This window comes from Curtobacterium sp. RM9 (genome assembly GCF_054956955.1).
Genome location: NZ_CM143271.1, coordinates 1,003,270 through 1,021,207 on the forward strand (window position 1 = coordinate 1,003,270; position 17,938 = coordinate 1,021,207).

The 17,938-nt window shown below is 71.6% G+C and carries 20 protein-coding genes and 1 tRNA gene; 11 read left to right on the top strand and 10 right to left on the bottom strand.

The genetic code is table 11. The features are described 5' to 3' along the window. The first annotated feature begins 7 nt into the window (after window positions 1–7). Window positions 8–298: an oligoribonuclease gene (locus ACY3FI_RS04750; RefSeq protein WP_462549603.1), complete on the top strand. Its 291-nt coding sequence runs from the start codon at window positions 8–10 to the stop codon at window positions 296–298. 29 nt (window positions 299–327) lie between these two features. Next, on the top strand, window positions 328–588 hold the full coding sequence (locus ACY3FI_RS04755; protein ID WP_462549604.1) for a thioredoxin family protein: 261 nt from the start codon (window positions 328–330) through the stop codon (window positions 586–588). Window positions 589–647: 59 nt separating this feature from the next. Here ACY3FI_RS04755 and ACY3FI_RS04760 read toward each other — a convergent pair whose 3' ends face one another. From ACY3FI_RS04760 to ACY3FI_RS04770, 3 genes are read right to left on the bottom strand one after another with little or no spacing between them, the layout of a single operon-like run. Next, window positions 648–2,096: a DUF6716 putative glycosyltransferase gene (locus tag ACY3FI_RS04760; RefSeq protein ID WP_462549605.1), complete on the bottom strand. Its 1,449-nt coding sequence runs from the start codon at window positions 2,094–2,096 to the stop codon at window positions 648–650. Then, the gene (locus ACY3FI_RS04765; RefSeq protein ID WP_462549606.1) at window positions 2,093–2,965 is read right to left on the bottom strand and encodes an N-acetylneuraminate synthase family protein; all 873 of its coding nucleotides are present in this window, start codon (window positions 2,963–2,965) and stop codon (window positions 2,093–2,095) included. The genes ACY3FI_RS04760 and ACY3FI_RS04765 overlap by 4 nt, the downstream gene beginning before the upstream one ends. Next, window positions 2,962–3,780 (bottom strand): acylneuraminate cytidylyltransferase family protein, encoded by an 819-nt coding sequence (locus tag ACY3FI_RS04770; RefSeq protein ID WP_462549607.1) that lies wholly within the window; start codon window positions 3,778–3,780, stop codon window positions 2,962–2,964. The genes ACY3FI_RS04765 and ACY3FI_RS04770 overlap by 4 nt, the downstream gene beginning before the upstream one ends. A 115-nt stretch (window positions 3,781–3,895) precedes the next feature. On the opposite strand from ACY3FI_RS04770, the gene ACY3FI_RS04775 reads away from it, so the two are divergent. Next, entirely contained in the window at window positions 3,896–4,456 is a 561-nt protein-coding gene (locus ACY3FI_RS04775) for a P-loop NTPase family protein (protein ID WP_462549608.1), read from the top strand. 31 nt (window positions 4,457–4,487) lie between these two features. Beyond that, window positions 4,488–4,560, top strand: a tRNA-Arg gene (locus ACY3FI_RS04780). A gap of 67 nt (window positions 4,561–4,627) precedes the next feature. Here the strand turns inward: ACY3FI_RS04780 and ACY3FI_RS04785 are convergent. Both ACY3FI_RS04785 and ACY3FI_RS04790 read right to left on the bottom strand, forming a co-directional pair. Further along, the gene (locus ACY3FI_RS04785; protein WP_462549609.1) at window positions 4,628–5,953 is read right to left on the bottom strand and encodes a hypothetical protein; all 1,326 of its coding nucleotides are present in this window, start codon (window positions 5,951–5,953) and stop codon (window positions 4,628–4,630) included. Window positions 5,954–6,030: 77 nt separating this feature from the next. Continuing rightward, the gene (locus ACY3FI_RS04790) at window positions 6,031–6,294 is read right to left on the bottom strand and encodes a hypothetical protein (RefSeq protein ID WP_462549610.1); all 264 of its coding nucleotides are present in this window, start codon (window positions 6,292–6,294) and stop codon (window positions 6,031–6,033) included. A gap of 164 nt (window positions 6,295–6,458) precedes the next feature. Between ACY3FI_RS04790 and msrA the strand changes: the two genes are divergently transcribed. The 3 genes from msrA (at window position 6,459) to ACY3FI_RS04805 (ending at window position 7,983) form a co-directional block, all read left to right on the top strand. Beyond that, window positions 6,459–6,986: a peptide-methionine (S)-S-oxide reductase MsrA gene (gene msrA / locus ACY3FI_RS04795; protein ID WP_462549611.1), complete on the top strand. Its 528-nt coding sequence runs from the start codon at window positions 6,459–6,461 to the stop codon at window positions 6,984–6,986. A gap of 39 nt (window positions 6,987–7,025) precedes the next feature. Continuing rightward, the gene (locus ACY3FI_RS04800) at window positions 7,026–7,229 is read left to right on the top strand and encodes a methyltransferase (RefSeq protein WP_462549612.1); all 204 of its coding nucleotides are present in this window, start codon (window positions 7,026–7,028) and stop codon (window positions 7,227–7,229) included. A gap of 112 nt (window positions 7,230–7,341) precedes the next feature. After that, on the top strand, window positions 7,342–7,983 hold the full coding sequence (locus tag ACY3FI_RS04805; protein ID WP_462549613.1) for a single-stranded DNA-binding protein: 642 nt from the start codon (window positions 7,342–7,344) through the stop codon (window positions 7,981–7,983). A 37-nt stretch (window positions 7,984–8,020) separates the two neighbouring features. Here the strand turns inward: ACY3FI_RS04805 and ACY3FI_RS04810 are convergent, their stop codons facing one another. After that, the gene (locus tag ACY3FI_RS04810) at window positions 8,021–8,740 is read right to left on the bottom strand and encodes a hypothetical protein (protein WP_462549614.1); all 720 of its coding nucleotides are present in this window, start codon (window positions 8,738–8,740) and stop codon (window positions 8,021–8,023) included. A gap of 145 nt (window positions 8,741–8,885) precedes the next feature. Here ACY3FI_RS04810 and ettA point away from each other — a divergent pair, with 145 nt between their 5' ends. Both ettA and ACY3FI_RS04820 read left to right on the top strand, forming a co-directional pair. Then, window positions 8,886–10,571 (top strand): energy-dependent translational throttle protein EttA, encoded by a 1,686-nt coding sequence (ettA, locus tag ACY3FI_RS04815; protein WP_462549615.1) that lies wholly within the window; start codon window positions 8,886–8,888, stop codon window positions 10,569–10,571. 29 nt (window positions 10,572–10,600) lie between these two features. After that, window positions 10,601–11,056, top strand: coding sequence for an acyl-CoA thioesterase (locus tag ACY3FI_RS04820; protein WP_462550310.1), 456 nt, complete (start codon window positions 10,601–10,603; stop codon window positions 11,054–11,056). A 10-nt stretch (window positions 11,057–11,066) separates the two neighbouring features. Here the strand turns inward: ACY3FI_RS04820 and ACY3FI_RS04825 are convergent, their stop codons facing one another. Further along, on the bottom strand, window positions 11,067–11,924 hold the full coding sequence (locus ACY3FI_RS04825) for an acyl-CoA thioesterase (protein WP_462549616.1): 858 nt from the start codon (window positions 11,922–11,924) through the stop codon (window positions 11,067–11,069). Window positions 11,925–11,968: 44 nt separating this feature from the next. Here ACY3FI_RS04825 and ACY3FI_RS04830 point away from each other — a divergent pair, with 44 nt between their 5' ends. Both ACY3FI_RS04830 and ACY3FI_RS04835 read left to right on the top strand, forming a co-directional pair. Continuing rightward, window positions 11,969–12,670: a DUF8185 domain-containing protein gene (locus ACY3FI_RS04830; RefSeq protein ID WP_462549617.1), complete on the top strand. Its 702-nt coding sequence runs from the start codon at window positions 11,969–11,971 to the stop codon at window positions 12,668–12,670. Window positions 12,671–12,753: 83 nt separating this feature from the next. Next, complete coding sequence (locus tag ACY3FI_RS04835) at window positions 12,754–13,596, top strand: NAD-dependent epimerase/dehydratase family protein (protein WP_462549618.1); 843 nt, start codon at window positions 12,754–12,756, stop codon at window positions 13,594–13,596. Between the two features lie 90 nt (window positions 13,597–13,686). On the opposite strand, the gene ACY3FI_RS04840 is transcribed toward ACY3FI_RS04835, so the two are convergent. From ACY3FI_RS04840 to pepN, 3 genes are all read right to left on the bottom strand, one after another. Next, window positions 13,687–14,091 carry a globin gene (locus ACY3FI_RS04840; RefSeq protein ID WP_462550311.1) on the bottom strand — a complete coding sequence of 135 codons (405 nt, stop codon included), beginning with the start codon at window positions 14,089–14,091 and terminating at the stop codon, window positions 13,687–13,689. A 44-nt stretch (window positions 14,092–14,135) separates the two neighbouring features. Continuing rightward, window positions 14,136–15,212 carry a mechanosensitive ion channel family protein gene (locus tag ACY3FI_RS04845; RefSeq protein WP_462549619.1) on the bottom strand — a complete coding sequence of 359 codons (1,077 nt, stop codon included), beginning with the start codon at window positions 15,210–15,212 and terminating at the stop codon, window positions 14,136–14,138. 77 nt (window positions 15,213–15,289) lie between these two features. Next, the gene (pepN, locus tag ACY3FI_RS04850) at window positions 15,290–17,869 is read right to left on the bottom strand and encodes an aminopeptidase N (RefSeq protein WP_462549620.1); all 2,580 of its coding nucleotides are present in this window, start codon (window positions 17,867–17,869) and stop codon (window positions 15,290–15,292) included. Between the last annotated feature and the right edge of the window lie 69 nt (window positions 17,870–17,938).

The window sequence follows — 17,938 nt, forward strand, 5'->3', positions numbered from 1 at the left end:
GGGACGCATGAGCGACATCACCATCCACGAAGGCGACGAGTACACCGCGATCTTCCACGGCGGCCCCTTCGACGGCACGACCGACACCCGCACGGCGACGACCGACGCGGTGGACGACGAGGTCACGGTGTACGCGGACGTCGAGGGCCTGCAGACGGCCTTCGTCTACAAGGCCACGAAGACCCGCCAGGTCCTCGACCAGACCTCGGTCGAGTACGCGTACGACGCCGCCGACTCCGACCCGGTCGACGACCTGCAGGAGCGCGGCGACCGCAGCGGCGAGTTCGACCGGGAGTAGAACCCTCCGCGGCCGCGTTGCAGCCCCACATGCAGCTCGATCTCTGGACGTCAGCGTTCTGCGCGCCGTGTGCCGCCGCCCGCCGGGTGACGGCCGAGGCGTCGGTGCTCGTCCCCGGGCTCGCGGTGCAGGAGCGTGACGTGGCCGCGTACCCCGACCTCGCGGAAGACCTCGGCATCCGGTCGACACCCACGATCATCGTGCGGCGCGACGACGGTGTCGAGGTCTTCCGCTCCCCGGGCGTCCCCACCCGCGACCAGCTCCTCTCGGCGGTCGCGCGGGCCCTCTGACGGCCTGGAGGCGCGGCGCACCGCCGTCCCGCCGGTGACCGCGCGCAGGCGGCGCCGGTTCAGGGCGTCGGGGCCGTCCCGAAGTCGGCTGCAGTCCGCTGCTGCTCCCGCTGCGACCGGGGCGCCCCGAGCACCGGCACCGGACGCACGAGTCGCCGGACCCGCCGCGCGGCCCGCTTGGCCGTCCGCACCGGCGTGCCGAGCAGCAGCGCGACGAGACCCAGCACGGAACGGTCCGCCGAGCCGAGCGCGTTCCGCCGTTCCCACGCACGCCGCAGCACGCCGCCGCGACTCCGACGGGCCGTCGGCCGGTCCACCAGGAGCCCGGCGTCCCGCTGCGCCATGAGCGCCTCGGCCCGGACGGCCCAGTCGTCGTCCGACTCGGTGTGGAAGTGGTTGTCGCGCATCCACGCCGGGTCCACAGTCCCGAAGCGTCCCTCGACGAGGTCGCGCGCGTCGCCCTCGAGGCCGCTCCCCACGAACACCTCGTTGATGAGCGGTCGACCGATGCCGAAGTCCGTCAGGGTGAGCGCGGGGACGCCGCGGGCTGCCGCTTCGAGCACGGCCGTCGAGCTCACGGTCACGAGCCCGACCGCCCGGTCCAGGTGCTCCGCCATCGACCCGCCCTCGACGACGAGGTTCGGCGGCGCGTCGTGCGGCACGAGGTCCGGGTACGGGTCCTGCTCCCGGTGGGTCTGCTGCTCGCCCGCGGCCGCCCGGACCTTCACGACGACGCGCCACTCCGGATGACGGCGTGCCGTCTCCACGAGCCACCCGACGATGCGCTCCCGGTCCGCCCGCTCTGCCGGGACGCTCGGCTGCGCCGCGAAGACGACGCTGTCGCGCTGCCGGACCGGGGCACCCGACCGGCCAGGCGGACGTCGGGCGAAGGGGAGGGTCGCCAGGGCGAAGTGCGGCTCGATGCCGCCCTCGGTCGCGAGTTGTTCGTAGGCGCGGACCTCCCGGTGGCTGTGCAGGACGAACAGGTCCGCGCGGGCGCGGAAGAACACGCCCTTCCACTTCGCCGGGTACGAGATCCCGGGCAACCCGGTCAGCAGCACGGGGCGACGGCGGACACGACGGTGCACCTCGCCGACGATGAGTTCGGCGACGGGCCCGATGCACGCCACGAGCAACGCATCGGGCGGGTCGTCCTGCAGCCGGGCGACGATCCTGTCGACGTCGAGCGGTGCAGGCGGGTCGTCCGCCAGGTGTACGAGTCGCTCGTCCAGACCGCGGAACGCAGCGCGGAGCTGCTGGCGGCTCGCCGACTGCGGCGTCCGGACCGTCAGCAGCTCCAGCTGCCAGTTGGGCGGCGCCGCGGCGAGCAGATGCGAGCCCCACTTCGCGAAGGAGTCGGTGTCGACCAGCCCGACCACGCGACGGGCGCGGGACGGCGGGGCGGACGGGAGGCGCGCCTCCAGACCGGCCGCCGGCCCGCGATCCTGCGGGGCGGACAGGAGGTGCGGCTCCAGACCGGCCGTCGACTCGCGGCGGTCCGTGCTCACGCGCCGACGCGACGCAGCTTCGCCAGCGGTGCCAGTTCGCCCGGGAAGATGCGCTTGACGCCGTCGCCGAGTGCGGTCTCGATGATCCGCACGTCGCGCGCGAGCGTCTGCAGGCCGTGCGGCTCGAGCGAGGCGGCGTGGTCCGAACCCCACATCGTCCGGTCGAGCGTGATGTGTCGCTCGACGGCCGTCGCCCCGAGTGCGACGGCGGCGATCGAGATCTGCAGCCCGGGCTCGTGCCCGGAGTAGCCGACCGGCACGCCCGCGTAGCGGTGGGCGAGGGTGTCGATCATGCGGAGGTTGGCCTCCTCGGCGGGCAACGGGTAGGTCGACGTCGCGTGCATGAGGACGAGTCGCTCGGTGCCGAGCGTCTCGACGGCGCGGTCGATCTGCTCGAGCGTCGACATGCCGGTCGACAGGATCACGGGCTTGCGCGTCGCCGCGACCGCCGTGAGCAGACCGAGGTCCGTCACCGACGCCGAGGCGACCTTGTACGCGACGACGTTCAGGTCCTCGAGGAAGTCGACGCTCGGTTCGTCCCACGGCGACGCGAACCAGTCGAGGCCGCGGAGCGTCGCGTGGTCGCCGATCTCGATGTACTGCTCGCGGTCGAACTCGACCCGGTAGCGGTACTCGAGGTAGGTCATCTCGCCCCACGGGGTGCTCCGAGGGGTCTGCTTCATGTGCTCGGGCGTGGAGATCGCCGGAGTGCGCTTCTGGAACTTGACCGCCTGCAGGCCGGCGTCGGCCGCGACGTCGATGAGCTGCTTCGCGATGTCGACGTCGCCGTTGTGGTTCAGGCCGATCTCGCCGATGAGGTACGCCGGGTGGCCGGCGCCGATGGTGGACGTGCCGATGGTGACGCTCATGGTGCTCCGTTCGATGCGGTGGTGATGGTGTCGCGGGCTTCGCGGGCTTCGCGGGCTTCGCGGTCCTCGTGGTGCTCGGCGACGTGCTCGGCGAGTGCCAGGTCTGCCGGGTCGTCGACGTCGATCGCGGTCCTCGGGTCGACGACGACCAGCTCGACGCGGCCGTGGAAGCGGTGCCGGTGCTCCCGGAACCCGGCCGCGCGGAAGACGTAGAACGCGCCCGTCTCGCGGAACTCCGGTTCGCGGTCCTGCCGGCGGGGCCGGACGGCGGCGTCGTGGTTCACCGCGCGGGCGGTGCCGTCCTCGTCGATGCGCCAGAGGAAGGCGTGCGAGGGTGCGGCCGCGAAGACGCTGTCCGCGTGGCCGGCACGGACCCGTCCGACGGCAACGTCGAGGTCGGCGGGGTCGATGAACGGCGAGGTGGCCTGGAGGAACACGACGACGTCGGGGGGCTCGACGGCGTGCTCGTGCGTGTCTGCGCCGTCGTGCTCGCCTGCGGGGTCGTGCTCGCCTGCGTCCGCGCGGTCGGCCAGGGCGTCGAGCACGTGCAGCAGCGCGGACTCCGACGAGGCCTCGTCTCCGGACAGGTCGGCGGGGCGACGGACGACCCGGGCTCCGGCTGCGAGCGCCTCGGTCGCGATGGCGTCCCCGTCCGTCGACACCACGACCGCGTCGATCGTCGTCGCCGCGAGGGCCGACTCCACGGCACGGCGCAGCAGGGAGCGCCCGGCGACCGCGCGGAGGTTCTTCCCGGGGATGCCCTTCGACCCGGCGCGGGCCGGGATGATCGCGAGGACGGAGCCGGGGGAGTGCATGCTCGGGACGCTAGGGAGCGGCGGTGTCCCGGAGGCGAACGCGGGGGAGACACCCGGTCAACCGTGGTCGAACCGCGCAGGTGCCCGGAGCGTGCCCGGTCGGTATCGTCGTCGCGTGCTGACCGTCGACGACCTCCTCGACCCCGCGCCCCGTCGCGTCCTCGTCGCCGGGACCGCGGGCGTCGGCAAGACGGCCACCGCGAGCCGCATCGGCCGCGCGATCGACGCGCCGCACACCGAGATCGACTCGCTGTACCACGGCCCGGGCTGGGTCCCCCGGGAGTCCTTCGTCGCCGACGTCGACGCGGTGACCCGTGCGGAGGGGTGGGTCGTGGAGTGGCAGTACAGCGCGACGCGTCCGATGCTGGCCGAGCGTGCGGACACCCTGGTCTGGATCGACCTGCCGATCGCGCAGGGGCTGTGGCGGCTCGTGCGTCGGACCGTCCGCCGACGTCTCCGCCGTACCGAGCTCTGGAACGGCAACGTCGAGCCGTCGCTGTGGACGTTCTTCACCGACCGCGGGCACATCCTGCGGTGGGGGATCCGGGTCCGTCACGAGATGCGCGCGCAGGTCCCGGCCCTCGCGTCGAGCGCGCCGCACCTGCGGATCGTCCGACTCCGGTCGCAGCGCGAGGTCGACCGGTTCGTGCAGCGCCTGGCACGGCCTCGCGGGTGAGACGGCCTCGCGGGTAAGATCGTCGCCGTCCGCCTCCGTAGCTCAGTGGATAGAGCAGGTGGTTTCTACCCACCGTGCCGCGGGTTCGATTCCTGCCGGGGGCACGCACGACGAAGGCCGCCGTCCGGGTCGGACGGCGGCCTTCGTCATGGCTGCTGGTGGGGCGGCGGGTCAGTCGTCGTCGGCGGCGCGACGGCGCAGCTCGCTCGCGCTGATCGGCTGCGTGTAGGGCGCCTCCGACGTCTCGTCGGCATCGGCGGGCTCGGCCGGGGTGCCGGCGATCCGGGCTGGGACCGACGTGGTGCCTGCAGGGCGGTCCTGGCGGTCGCCGTCGGGGCGTCCGTCCGTGCGGTTGACGTGGGCGTCGGCCGGTCGGGCGGTCGAGCCGCGCAGCGCCGCGTCGTCGTCCACCGCGGCGTCGTCGTCCTGGTCGACGGCGCTGCCCGGACGTCGAGCAGGCGACGACGGCGAGCCGAGGGACGGCGAGCCGAGGGACGGGCGGACCGGCGAGGTCTCGTCGCCGTACGCCCGTGTGCGGCCGTCGTCGTTGTCGTGACCGGGGGTGCTGGTCGCTCCTGCGTCTCCGATCGGGGTCGTCGCACCCGTCGCGCCGAAGGGGGTGGTCGCGTTCGGGTCCGACCGGTTGCCGCGGCTCACCGAGAAGGCCGGCGCTCGACCTGCCGCGGGGGCCGCAGGCGTGCCGTCGTCGGAGCGGCCGTCGGCGGACGACGGGCGCCGGAGTGCGGGGCGCAGCGAGGTCGTGGTCGGCGTGTCGCCTGCCGGAGCGGCGCCCGCCGGGGTGCTGGACGACGGACCACCGGCGGTACCCGGAACTGCGGAGCCGACGCCGGACGAGGCCGCGGCACTGCTGGCAGCCGCGGGGGCCTGTTGTACGCCGGAGCCGTCCGAGGCCGATCGGTCCGAGGCGCCAGCGCGGTTCGACCCGGTCTGGTCGGCGTTCCACTCCTGCTGCCGGGCGATGAGCTCGGCGTCCGGGTCCGGCGAGTCGAACTTCCAGCGCTCGAGGTCGCTCTTGAAGAGCTTGCGCGCGCGGTTCGGCCGAGCCTGCCACTCGAGCATGCGGTCGCGGAACTCGGCGAGCGACTGGTCGGCCTGGAAGCTGAAGGTCGAGGAGTTCTTCTTGATGTCGGCGATCTCGTGCTGCGCCCAGTTCGCCGCGAGCGGGGCGCCGGAGACCGGGAGCAGCCGCAGCCGGATGTCGGCGTCCTCGGCGAGGTGGTCGGCGTAGCCGCGTTCGTCGTGCCCGAGCGAACCCCAGTTGGCAGCCTTGCGCGCCGCGGAGACGACGCCGGCGACGGCGGCGTTGCGCGCCTCGCGCTCCTGCATCGCGACCACCCGCTTGGTCGCGCCGCGGCCGATCAACGCCGCGACGATGCCGGCGACGACGATCGCGACGAACGGGATGATCGCGCCCGAGAGCACGCGCCACCCCTCGTCGGAGGAGATCCAGTCGGTCAGGTCGTTCCACCAGTCCATGCGCGAACCCTAACCACGGAACGGACGGGCACCCGGGAGGCGGCCCGGCGTTCCGCACATCGGCGCGGGCACGGGAGTCAGCCCCAGCGGAGGCAGTCGACGGCGTCGTCCGCCGACCAGACGTTCGGCAGTTCGACGAACCGACGTTCCGTCGCCACGTAGCGCCGCGCTCGGTAGGCGGTGCCCCCGGCGACGTCGAGGCGGTCGACGTAGCCGACGACCTCGCCGTTGGCCCGGGTGACCCGCGCGAGGTCGTCGCGCACGTCGAGGATGCGGAGGTCGCCGCGGGTGCGGGCGACGCCAGCGGTGCGGATCCGCAGTGCGGGTTCGAGCGTCTGCATCAGGTGCCTCCTGCCGGTCGGGGTGTGCTCCGACGTTACGACCGACCACCGACACGCCGAGTCCCGACGGCGGTGCTGGGGAACACGGCGACGACGGTTCGAGTTGTGCAGGACGTACGCCCCGATCGCGGCTCTCCCGGAGCCCAGGAAGGTAGGTTGCCCCCATGACCACGTTCGTGCTCGCAGGTGGATGTTTCTGGTGTCTCGACGCCGTGTACCGGACGCTGCAGGGCGTGCAGGACGTCGTGTCCGGCTACGTCGGCGGCCAGGTGAACGACCCCTCGTACGAGCTCGTCACCACCGGCACCACGGGTCACGCCGAGGCCGTCGCGGTGACCTTCGACGAGACGGTGATCCCGGCCGACGTGGTCCTCGACGTCTTCTTCACGCTGCACGACCCGCGGCAGCTGAACCGCCAGGGCGCCGACGTCGGCACCCAGTACCGCTCGGCGATGTTCCCGGCGGACGACGGGCAGCGCGTGCTGTTCGAACGGGCGATCGAGCGCGCCGCGGACATCTGGGACGGCGGCATCGTGACCACGGTGGAGCCGCTCGGCACGTTCTGGCGCGCTGAGGAGTACCACCAGGACTTCTTCGCGAAGAACCCCGGTCAGGGCTACTGCCTCGCGGTCGCGCTGCCCAAGGTGAACAAGGTCCGCAAGGCCTACAGTCAGTACATCCTGGCGTCCTGAACCCCAGCGACGTCGGGGCCACGAGGAGGTGGTCGAACGATGACGAACAACACCGGGACCTGGGTCGCGGTCGGACCGGCCGGGGCGGTGGGCAGCATCCACCGCGCCGAGGGCGGCTTCCGCGTCGAGCTGTACGGACGCGGCGGGGCCGGCGGCACGTACCCGTCGCTGGCGTCGGCGAAGGGCGCGGTCCACGCCGCGCTCGGTCCGCTGGCCGACCGTCCGGAGTTCCGCGCGCACTGACGGACGGGAGGCGCGGGGGACTCGTCCTGCACAGGTCGCCTGATCCGATCCACCGGTCACACGAGGAGCCCCGAGGCGCTGTCGCGCCCCGGGGCTCCTCGACGATCGAGGCATGAACGACACCATCACCGTCTGCGGCATCATCGCCACCGAACCCCGTCACCTCGTCACCGAGACCGGCATCGCCATCACGAGCATGCGACTCGCCTCCCCGTCCCGCCGCTGGGACCGGGCCACCGCGACGTGGACCAACGGCGCGACGAACTGGTTCACGATCACCGCCTTCCGGTCACTCGCGGCCAACGTCCACAAGTCCGTCAAGAAGGGCGACCGCGTCGTCGTCACCGGGCGGGTCCGCATCCGGACGTGGGAGCGCGACGGCCGCGGCGGGACCTCGGTCGAGATCGACGCCGAGGGCATCGGCCACGACCTTGCGTGGGGCATCAGCAACTGGATCCGCGTGCCGCGCCAGGTGGGGGAGTCGAACGCCGGGCCGAGTGTCCCGGCGGGCGTGCCGACGGTCGACCCGCACACCGGCGAGGTGACCGGCACGGTGCCCGAGGAGGTCCCGACCGGGGCGCTCCCCGTCGACGACGAGCCCGCCGTGCCCACCGCGACGGCGTCGGGTGACGTGATGTTCCACGACGAGGACCACGACGACCGGGTGCCCGGTGCAACGACGGAGGACGACGACCCGGTGGTCGCCGTCCTCCGTGGGACGGACCCGGACCAGGACCCCCGTGCGGTGGCCTGACCGGTTCCGAGCGGGAGCGCGCGCGGCGCTCCCGCTGCTACCAGCGCTGCGCGATCATCGCGATGCCGGCGACCTCGGTCGTGTCCCAGTTCCCGCCGCGCGGAAGACCGGTCACCTTGCCGTCGATCGCGAAGTTCGCGCCCCACACGGCCGGCGCGTTCGTCTGCTTCGCCTTCAGGCCGTGGAACGAGAAGCTCGTGTTCCAGTTTCCCACCAGGCCGGTGTTCTTCGCGGTGTCCCCGACGGTGATCTTCACGTCGGTGACCTGCGAGTGCACCACGTCCCCGTTGAGGCGGGCGTTGGCCTCGGCGTTGAAGAACAGTCGGCCGGACAGCTTCAGGTCGATGGTGCCCACCGTCTTGCCGTGCAGCATGACCGCGGCGACGTTGTTCTTGTACCAGCGGAAGCCGACGGCGGTCTTGGCGTGCGAGGCGGCGCTCATGTAGCCGTAGGTGAACTTGCCGTTCTGCACGCGCTCCCAGATGAAGCGCGGCTGGCCCTTGCTCTGCGGCGCGGCGGTGTCCGACTGGATGCCGAGCGAGAACGCGTTGTTGTTGGCGTCGTGCACGTTGATGTACGACGAGTAGCCCGTGCCGGACCCACGCTCCGTGAGGTAGGCGGTGTACACGGCGTAGGGCTTGCCGTGCGGCACCGGCGAGGCGGCCGACGCTGCGGTGGCGGGCGCGACGACCGCGACGCTGACGGCGGCGATCGCGATGAGCGGCAGCGTCAGGCGACGGAGGCGTTCCTTGAACATGGTGAGATCCTCTCCGACGGTCAGGTGACCGGGCCCGTGGTGGGTGGGCGGAGCAACGGTACGTCGGAGTTCGCCGATGCAACACCCCCCGGACTGGACGTGGCGCACTGCGGACACCCGTGGTGGTCGGTAGACTCGTCCCGATATGGCTGAGTACATCTACCAGATGGTCCGCGCCCGCAAGGCGGTCGGCGACAAGCTGATCCTCGACGACGTCACGATGTCGTTCATCCCCGGCGCCAAGATCGGCGTCGTCGGGCCGAACGGTGCCGGCAAGTCGACGATCCTGAAGATCATGGCGGGACTCGACCAGCCGTCCAACGGCGAGGCGAAGCTCACGCCCGGCTTCAGCGTCGGCATCCTCATGCAGGAGCCCGAGCTCGACGAGTCGAAGACCGTGCTCGAGAACGTGCAGGAGGGCGTCGGCGAGATCCACGCCAAGATCACGCGCTTCAACGAGATCTCCGCCCTCATGGCCGAGCCCGACGCCGACTTCGACGCGCTGCTCGCCGAGATGGGCACCCTGCAGGAGGAGATCGACGCCGCCGACGCGTGGGACCTCGACTCCCAGCTCGAGCAGGCGATGGCCGCGCTGCAGTGCCCCCCGGGCGACGAGCTCGTCACGCACCTCTCCGGCGGTGAGAAGCGCCGCGTCGCGCTGTGCAAGCTCCTGCTCCAGAAGCCCGACCTGCTCCTCCTCGACGAGCCCACCAACCACCTCGACGCCGAGAGCGTGCTGTGGCTCGAGCAGCACCTGCAGCAGTACCACGGTGCCGTGCTCGCCGTGACCCACGACCGCTACTTCCTCGACCACGTCGCCCAGTGGATCGCCGAGGTCGACCGCGGCCGTCTCTACCCGTACGAGGGCAACTACTCGACCTACCTCGAGAAGAAGCGCGCCCGCCTCGAGGTCCAGGGCAAGAAGGACGCCAAGCTCGCCAAGCGCCTGTCCTCCGAGCTCGACTGGGTCCGCAGCAACACGAAGGGCCGCCAGGCGAAGTCGAAGGCGCGCCTCGCCCGCTACGAGGAGATGGTCACCGAGGCCGAGCGCACGCGGAAGCTCGACTTCGAGGAGATCGTGATCCCCGTCGGGCCGCGGCTCGGCTCGCAGGTCATCGACGCCGAGAAGCTGCACAAGCAGTTCGGCGAGCGGGTCATCATCGACGACCTCTCGTTCACGCTGCCCCGCAACGGCATCGTCGGCGTCATCGGTCCGAACGGTGTCGGCAAGACCACGCTCTTCAAGACGATCGTCGGGCTCGAGCCCCTCGATGGCGGCACGCTGAAGATCGGCGAGACGGTCGACATCTCGTACGTCGACCAGAGCCGCGGCGGCATCGACCCGAACAAGAACCTGTGGGAGGTCGTGTCCGACGGGCTCGACTACATCCAGGTCGGCAAGACCGAGATCCCCTCGCGGGCGTACGTCTCGCAGTTCGGGTTCAAGGGCCCGGACCAGCAGAAGAAGGCCGGCGTGCTCTCGGGTGGTGAGCGCAACCGTCTCAACCTCGCGCTCACGCTCAAGCAGGGCGGCAACCTCCTGCTCCTCGACGAGCCGACCAACGACCTCGACGTCGAGACCCTCGGCAGCCTCGAGAACGCCCTGCTCGAGTACCCGGGCTGCGCCGTCGTGATCACCCACGACCGGTGGTTCCTGGACCGCATCGCGACGCACATCCTCGCGTGGGAGGGCCTCAACGAGGACGGCACGCCGAACTGGTACTGGTTCGAGGGCAACTTCGAGGCGTACGAGGAGAACAAGATCGAGCGCCTCGGTGCCGACGCCGCCAAGCCGGGTCGCGCCACCTACCGCAAGCTCACCCGCGACTGACCGTGGCGCGGTTGCACGCTCCGATCCGCATGCGGTGGAGCGACATCGACGCCTACGGTCACGTCAACAACTCCGCGATGCTGCGCCTCCTCGAGGAGGCGCGCATCGTGGGGTTCTGGGGTGCGGACCCTGACGAACAGGTCGCCGACGCGGAACTGCCGGCTCCGATCATCGACGGGCGTCCGGGTTCGGGCACGATGACGGTGATCGCGGGGCAGCGGCTCGAGTACCTCGCGTCCATCCCGTACCTCCGCCAGCCGCTCGACATCCAGATGTGGATCGGGCGGATCGGCGGTGCCAGCATCGACGTCTCGTACGAGGTCTGGTCGCCCGTCGGACAGGTCCCCGCGACGATGTACACGCGGGCGACGACGGCACTCGTGATGGTCGACGCCGCGACGAACCGCCCGCGCCGGCTGACCGAGGCCGAGCGGGCCGCGTGCGACGCCTACCTCGAGCCGCCGGTGCAGTTCTCCCGACCCTGAGCGGCGAACGTCACCGCGGGACGCGCATCATCCCCTCCTGCGCGACCGATGCCAGCAGTCGTCCGTCGGCCGCGAACATCCGGCCGAACGCGAGTCCCCGACCGCCCTGTGCGCTCGGGGACTCCTGCGTGTAGAGCACCCACTCGTCGGCGCGCCCGTCCCGGTGCCACCACATCGCGTGGTCGAGGCTGGCACTCTTCACCCCGGGCGTTCCCCACGCGACCCCGTGCCGACGCATGATCGGCTCGAGGATCGACAGGTCGCTCGCGTACCCGAGCACGGCACGGTGCAGCGCCGGGTCCTCCGGCAGCTCGCCGTCCACCCGGAACCAGACGGCCTGGTGCGGGACGTGCTCGCCCTGCACGTCGACGAACACCGGCCCCTCGACGTGGCGGAGGTCGATGGAGCGCTCGGCCCAGGCCTGCGCCACCGGGTGGTCGATCGCACCGAGGATCGACGCCGCGGACGGCAGGGCCTCGGGCGCGGGCACGTCGACGGGGAAGGGGTCCTGGTGCTCGACGCCGTCGTCCGGGCGCTGGAACGAGGCGATCATCGAGAAGATCGGGACGCCGCGCTGGTACGCCTGCACGCGCCGGGTGGCGAACGAGCGCCCGTCGTGGATGCGCTCGACCCCGAAGGTGATCGGCACGTCGATGTCGCCGGGGCGCAGGAAGTACCCGTGCATCGAGTGGATCACGCGGTCCTCGATGGTGGCCTGCGCGGCGACGACGCACTGCGCCAGGACCTGACCGCCGAAGACGCGGCCGCCGGGAGACCAGTGGCTCGCGCCGGTGAGGATCGTCTCGCCCGTGCTGGCACCGGTGTCGGAGAGCCGGAGGGTGTGCAGGAAGTCGGGTTCACCGTTCACACCGGCAGTCTACGAACCGGTGTCCCGGTAGGATCCGAGGTGACATGGGCACCACGTTCACGCTTCCCGACGCCGCGTCCCTCAGGGACCTCCGCACCTACCTCGGACGGGCCGCCCGCATCGAGGACGGCTCCGTGCGCCTCGTCGCCGACTCGGGCGTGCTCGCGGTGTACACGGCGATCCTCTACCCGCTCGGTCTGCTCGACGAGCTGCCGACCGTGCTCGGTCTCCGCACGTTCTCGCTCGTCGAGCCGGCCACGATCGACGTCGTGGTGCCGCTCGCGTCGCTGCAGGAGCGCCTCCGGCTCCTCGCGGAGCAGATGGACGCCGAGCACGCGGACGGCGCGGATCCGACCCGACCGACGCCGGTCGAGGTCGAGCTGCCGCACGAGGTGCACACCGTGACCTGGGCGGCGATCTCCCCGCCGCGCGGTGGCTGGGTACCGCTGCCCGACGTCTCGCCGGAGCTGCTCCGCCGGGCTGCGCGAGACGGCATCGCCGAGGTCGCCGACGCCGTGCCGTCGAACGCGGGCGAAGCGATCGTGCGCCGCATCCGGTCCGAGGTGTGGGGCCGACCCGTGCCGGGCATCGAGCACCTGCCTGCGGGAGCCGGGTTCGCGGGCGAGAGCCTCGGGTTCCTCGGGCACGACCCGGTGCGGCTGTTCGAGACGGGTCCGTGGAGCCGCCTCACCACCTCGCGCGGGCACGTCCTGGTGAAGCGTCGCGCCTGGACCCTCAACTCCTGACGAGCGACGACGCGAGCGGCGACACCGGCGACACCACCGGCCGCACCAGCGGGCGTCGAGCCGCACGGTGGTTTGCTGGCGGCATGCACGTCTTCCTCACCGGCGCGTCCGGCTACATCGGCTCCTCGGTCCTCCGCGCGCTCGTCGCGCACGAACACGAGGTCACCGCACTCGTCCGCAGCGACCAGAAGGCCCAACACGTCCGCGACGCAGGCGGCCACGCGATCGTCGGCGACGTCACCGACACCGACGTCGTCCGACGGCTGGTGCACGAGGCCGACGCCGTGGTGCACACCGCTTCCGCACAGGACGTCGACCCGGACTTCACCGACACCGTCCTCGAGGCCCTGACCGGCACCCCGAAGCCGTTCGTGCACACCGGCGGCGTCTTCACCTTCGGCGACTCGACGGACATCTCCGAGCAGTCGCCCGTGTCGCCCCCGCGCCTGACCGCCTGGCGCGGACCGAACGAGGCGAAGGTCCGCGCGAGCGACGTCCGCACGACCATCGTGGCGCCGGGCATCGTCTACGGCCGGGGAGCGGGGATCCCGGCGATGTTCGTCGGCGACGGTGAGCACGAGGTCCGGCTGGTCGGCGACGGCTCGCAGCGTTGGACGACGGTGCACATCGACGACCTCGGCGAGCTGTACGTGCTCGCGCTGCACCACGGTGAGCAGGACGGGTACGTGCTCGCGGCGTCGGGGGAGAACCCGACGGTGCGCGAGATCGCCGAGGCGGGCGCACACGGCTCGCCGGTGGTGCCGGAGAGCGTCGACGAGAGTCGTGCGCGGCTGGGTGCGGACTACGCCGACGCGCTGCTGCTGCACCAGGAGGCGTCCGGCGCGCACGCGCGCAGCGCGTACGGCTGGCGGCCGACCCGGCCGTCGCTGGTCGAGGACCTGGCGGACGGCTCGTACGTGCGGTGACGGCGACCACCCCACGGACCGGAGGCGCGGTGTCAGCTGGCACCGCGCCTCCAGTCCGTGGACAGTGCCGGTCCGTGGACGGTGACGGCGTCAGTCGAAGGTGTTGGTCATCGCGTGTGCGGCACGGTCGAGGTACGCCCACAGCTCGGCCTCGTCGAGCGGAGCCAGCTCGAGGGACTCGACGGCGTCGTGCATGTGCTGCAGCCAGCGCTCACGGGCCTCGGAGGTGATCCGGAACGGCATGTGCCGCATCCGCAACCGCGGGTGACCGCGTTCCTCGCTGTAGGTGCCCGGACCGCCCCAGTACTGCTGCAGGAACGCGGAGAGGCGCCAGATCGCGCCGTCGAGGTCGTCGGCCGGGTACATCGGCCAGATGACGTCGTCCTGCTGGACGCCCTCGTAGAAGCGGCGCACGAGTCGGTCGAAGGTCGGGGCGCCGCCGATCCGCTCGTACAGCGACCCGGTCGCCGAGGCGCCGTGCTCGCCGACCCGCAGCGTGATCGGCTGCGCCGGCACCTTCGGTTCGGGGGTGAGGTCGGTCACTGCTGGTCGCTCCCGGTGTCGTGGTCGTCGGTCCGGATGGGTCGGCCGAGCAGGTTCTTGCGCCCCCGCCGGGACTTGGTCGGAGCCGGTGTCGGCTGGGTCCGGACCGTGCGCAGCCCGTTGATCGAGGTGGCGTTCTCCCACCCGGCCGGCATGATCATCGCCATGGCCGGCAGCGTCACGCCGAGGTCGTCGACCGCGCGCTTGAGGCGGACCCGGAGCTCGCGGCCGACGGCGTCGAGCTCGGAGGCGCGGGTCTTCACCACGAGGCGGAACACCATGCCCGCGTCGGTGATCGACTGCAGGCCCCAGATCTCCGGCTTCTCGACGATGCGCTGGCGCCAGCGGGGCTCCTGCGACATGCTGACGGCGCCGCGGAGCAGGGCGTCCTGCACGGCGTCGATGTCGGTGTCGTAGGGGACGGTGATGTCGACGAGCACGCGCGACCAGCCCTGCGACAGGTTGCCGACGCGCAGGATCTGCCCGTTCGGCACGAACCACAGGATGCCGTTGACGTCGCGGATCTGCATGACCCGGAGTCCGACGTTCTCGACGACGCCGGTGGCCTGCCCGGTGTCGACGACGTCACCGACGCCGGCCTGGTCCTCGAGGATCATGAACACCCCGGAGAGCAGGTCGCGCACGATGCTCTGCGCGCCGACCGCCAGGCCCGCGGCGACGAGCGACGCACCCCCGACGATGCCGACGGCGGCGTTCGGGATGACGAGCGGGATGATGACGACGAGCGCGAGGACGACGACGATGACCGTCGCGAGGTTCTCGAGCACGCTCCCGAGGGTCCGGGTGCGCTGCACGACGCGGGCGGTCTGGATCGGTGAGGCCACGAGCGCCTGGGTGTCCGTGGCGCCCTGTCGCTTCTTCACGCCGAGGACGACGCGGTCCACGACGCCCTTGATGCTGTGCCGCAGGATGAGGCGCAGCACCACGGCGGCGAGCAGGGTGATGACGATGGTGATCGGGACGTGCCACGTGTCGACGAACTCACCGAACGTCTGCGACACCGCCTGGGCGGCGTCGGTCGGGGTCGGGGACGGAGTTGCAGCCAGTTCCATGATCCGGTCGATGCTAGAGGGCGGGGCCGGGGCGTCCCTGGAGGAACGCCCAGACCCCGCCGTCGGTCATCGTCGACTCAGGCGTCCGCCGCCTGGACCCGCAGCGCGCGCTCCGTGCCTGCGACGTTCTCCGTCACGATGCGGCGCAGGGCCGGGGTCTCCGGGTGCGCCTCGAGCCAGGCGTGTGCGGCGTCGCGGAGCTCGGCGGACGCCAGCGGCGCCGGGTAGAGGCCCGTGACGATCGTGTCGGCCATGTGGTAGCTGCGCTCGGCCCAGATCCGGGTGAGCACGTCGAAGTACCGCGACACGAGGCCCTCGAGCACGACGGGGCTGTTCGTGTGCTGGAACCCGACGGTGGTCTGCCGGACGATGGCGTTCGGCAGGGCGTCCGAGTCGACGAGGGACGAGAACGCCGCGAGCTTGCCCTCGGCCGTCGGGATCGTCGCACGGGCGCGGGCAGCGGCCTGCTCGCCCGAGGCGGTCTTGTCGGCGGCGAGCTCGGCATCGACCTCGGCGTCGCCGGCGGCTCCCGCGAGCACCAGGCCCTCGAGCAGCTCCCAGCGGAGGTCGGTGTCGATCTCGAGCCCGCTCAGCGTGACCGAGCCGTCGCGGAGGCCGGTCAGGGTGGCGACGTGCTCGGGCGTCGAGGCGATCTGCGCGAAGAACTTCACGAACTGGAACTGCGCGTCCGAGCCGGACTCGGCCGAGGACGCGAGCTGCCAGAGCGTGTCGCCGACCGTGCGGACCGTGGCGTCGACCTTCGCTGGCGCCACGTAGTTGCGCGCCGCCAGCAGGAGCTGCGAGAGCGTCGTGCGGATGGTCGTCGACTCGGTCTCGGTCGCGATGTTGCCGAGCACCAGGCGGACGTAGTCGCTGGCGGGGGACTCGGCGTCGCGGGTGGCGTCCCACATGGCGCCCCACACGATGGAGCGGGCGAGGGGGTTCGCGATCGAGGCGAGGTGCTCGATCGCGGTGCGCCGCGACTGCTCGTCGAGGCGGATCTTCGCGTAGGCGAGGTCGTCGTCGTTGAGGAGCACGAGGTCGCCGCGGTGCACGCCGACGAGCTCGGGGACCTCGGTCCGGGCGCCGTCGACGTCGATCTCGACACGGTGGGCGCGCTCGAGCTTGCCGCCGGCGGAGGCGGTGTCCGCGCCGAAGGGAGCCTCGGCGTCCTGCTGGAACGCGTAGACGCCGATCGCGAGGCGGTGCGGGCGGAGCGTCGGGTGGTCGGCCGGGGCCTCCTGCAGCACGGCGAACGACGTGATGACGCCGGACTCGTCGACCTCGATCTCGGGGCGGAGCGTGTTCACGCCGGCCGTCTCGAGCCAGAGCTGCGACCACTCGGACAGGTCGCGGCCGCTGGTGGCCTCGAGCTCGACGAGCAGGTCGCGCAGCTCGGTGTTGCCGTGGTGGTGCTTCTTGAAGTACTGCGAGACGCCAGCGAAGAAGGCGTCGATGCCGACCCACGCGACGAGCTGCTTCAGGACGGAGCCGCCCTTCGCGTAGGTGATGCCGTCGAAGTTGACCTGGACGTCCTCGAGGTCGTTGATCGTCGCGACGATCGGGTGCGTCGAGGGGAGCTGGTCCTGGCGGTAGGCCCAGGACTTCTCCATGGCCTGGAACGTGGTCCACGCCTCGGTCCACTCGGTGGCCTCGGCCGTGGCGATCGTGGAGGCCCACTCGGCGAACGACTCGTTCAGCCAGAGGTCGTTCCACCACTTCATCGTCACGAGGTCGCCGAACCACATGTGCGCGAGCTCGTGCAGGATCGTGACGACCCGGCGCTCCTTGATGGCGTCGGTCACCTTCGAGCGGAACACGTAGGTCTCGGTGAAGGTGACGGCGCCCGCGTTCTCCATCGCGCCGGCGTTGAACTCCGGCACGAAGAGCTGGTCGTACTTCTCGAACGGGTAGGCGACGTCGAACTTCTCCTCGAAGTACGCGAAGCCCTTCCTGGTGGTCTCGAAGACGTACTCGGGGTCGAGGTACTCGGCGAGCGACCTGCGGGCGAAGACGCCGAGCGGGATCGTGCGGCCGTCGCGGCTCGTCAGCTCGTCGCGCACGACCTCGTACGGGCCGGCGATGAGCGCCGTGATGTAGCTGGAGATGCGCGCGGTGGGCGGGAACGCCCAGGTCGCGTGCTCACCGTCGACGTGCGGCTCGGGCGTCGGTGCGTTCGAGACGACCTGCCAGCGCGCCGGTGCGGTGACCGTGAAGGAGAACTCGGCCTTGAGGTCGGGCTGCTCGAACACCGCGAACATGCGGCGCGAGTCCGGCACCTCGAACTGCGAGTAGAGGTAGACCTCGCCGTCGACCGGGTCGACGAAGCGGTGCAGGCCCTCGCCGGTGTTCGTGTAGCGCGCGTCGGCGACGACGACGAGCTCGTTCTGCTCCTGCAGCCCGTCGAGCTGGATGCGGACGCCGTCGTTCACCGCGGCGACGTCGAGCGCGGTGCCGTTCAGCGTGACCGAGTGCACGGTCGCCGTGATCGCGTCGATGAACGTCGACGCCCCGGGCGTCGCCGTGAACCGGACGCGCGTGGTGCTGCCGAAGGTCTCGGCGCCGCGGGTGAGGTCGAGCTCGACGTCGTACGTCTGCACGTCGACGACCGCGGCGCGTTCCTGGGCTTCGATTCGGGTGAGGTTCTCTCCGGGCACGGACGCTCCATCTTCGCTGGCGGCGCGGACGATCGATGTCCGCGGTGAGGGTTCCCGGCTGGCGTCGTG

Excerpts from the sequence above, each read along its gene's own strand:
- ACY3FI_RS04750 (WP_462549603.1), top strand. The coding sequence starts at position 8 with ATGAGCGACATCACCATCCACGAAGGCGACGAGTACACCGCGATCTTC.
- ACY3FI_RS04755 (WP_462549604.1), top strand. The coding sequence starts at position 328 with ATGCAGCTCGATCTCTGGACGTCAGCGTTCTGCGCGCCGTGTGCCGCC.
- ACY3FI_RS04765 (WP_462549606.1), bottom strand. The coding sequence starts at position 2,965 with ATGAGCGTCACCATCGGCACGTCCACCATCGGCGCCGGCCACCCGGCG.
- ACY3FI_RS04770 (WP_462549607.1), bottom strand. The coding sequence starts at position 3,780 with ATGCACTCCCCCGGCTCCGTCCTCGCGATCATCCCGGCCCGCGCCGGG.
- ACY3FI_RS04785 (WP_462549609.1), bottom strand. The coding sequence starts at position 5,953 with ATGGACTGGTGGAACGACCTGACCGACTGGATCTCCTCCGACGAGGGG.
- ACY3FI_RS04790 (WP_462549610.1), bottom strand. The coding sequence starts at position 6,294 with ATGCAGACGCTCGAACCCGCACTGCGGATCCGCACCGCTGGCGTCGCC.
- msrA (WP_462549611.1), top strand. The coding sequence starts at position 6,459 with ATGACCACGTTCGTGCTCGCAGGTGGATGTTTCTGGTGTCTCGACGCC.
- ACY3FI_RS04800 (WP_462549612.1), top strand. The coding sequence starts at position 7,026 with ATGACGAACAACACCGGGACCTGGGTCGCGGTCGGACCGGCCGGGGCG.
- ACY3FI_RS04805 (WP_462549613.1), top strand. The coding sequence starts at position 7,342 with ATGAACGACACCATCACCGTCTGCGGCATCATCGCCACCGAACCCCGT.
- ACY3FI_RS04810 (WP_462549614.1), bottom strand. The coding sequence starts at position 8,740 with ATGTTCAAGGAACGCCTCCGTCGCCTGACGCTGCCGCTCATCGCGATC.
- ettA (WP_462549615.1), top strand. The coding sequence starts at position 8,886 with ATGGCTGAGTACATCTACCAGATGGTCCGCGCCCGCAAGGCGGTCGGC.
- ACY3FI_RS04820 (WP_462550310.1), top strand. The coding sequence starts at position 10,601 with ATGCGGTGGAGCGACATCGACGCCTACGGTCACGTCAACAACTCCGCG.
- ACY3FI_RS04830 (WP_462549617.1), top strand. The coding sequence starts at position 11,969 with ATGGGCACCACGTTCACGCTTCCCGACGCCGCGTCCCTCAGGGACCTC.
- ACY3FI_RS04835 (WP_462549618.1), top strand. The coding sequence starts at position 12,754 with ATGCACGTCTTCCTCACCGGCGCGTCCGGCTACATCGGCTCCTCGGTC.
- ACY3FI_RS04845 (WP_462549619.1), bottom strand. The coding sequence starts at position 15,212 with ATGGAACTGGCTGCAACTCCGTCCCCGACCCCGACCGACGCCGCCCAG.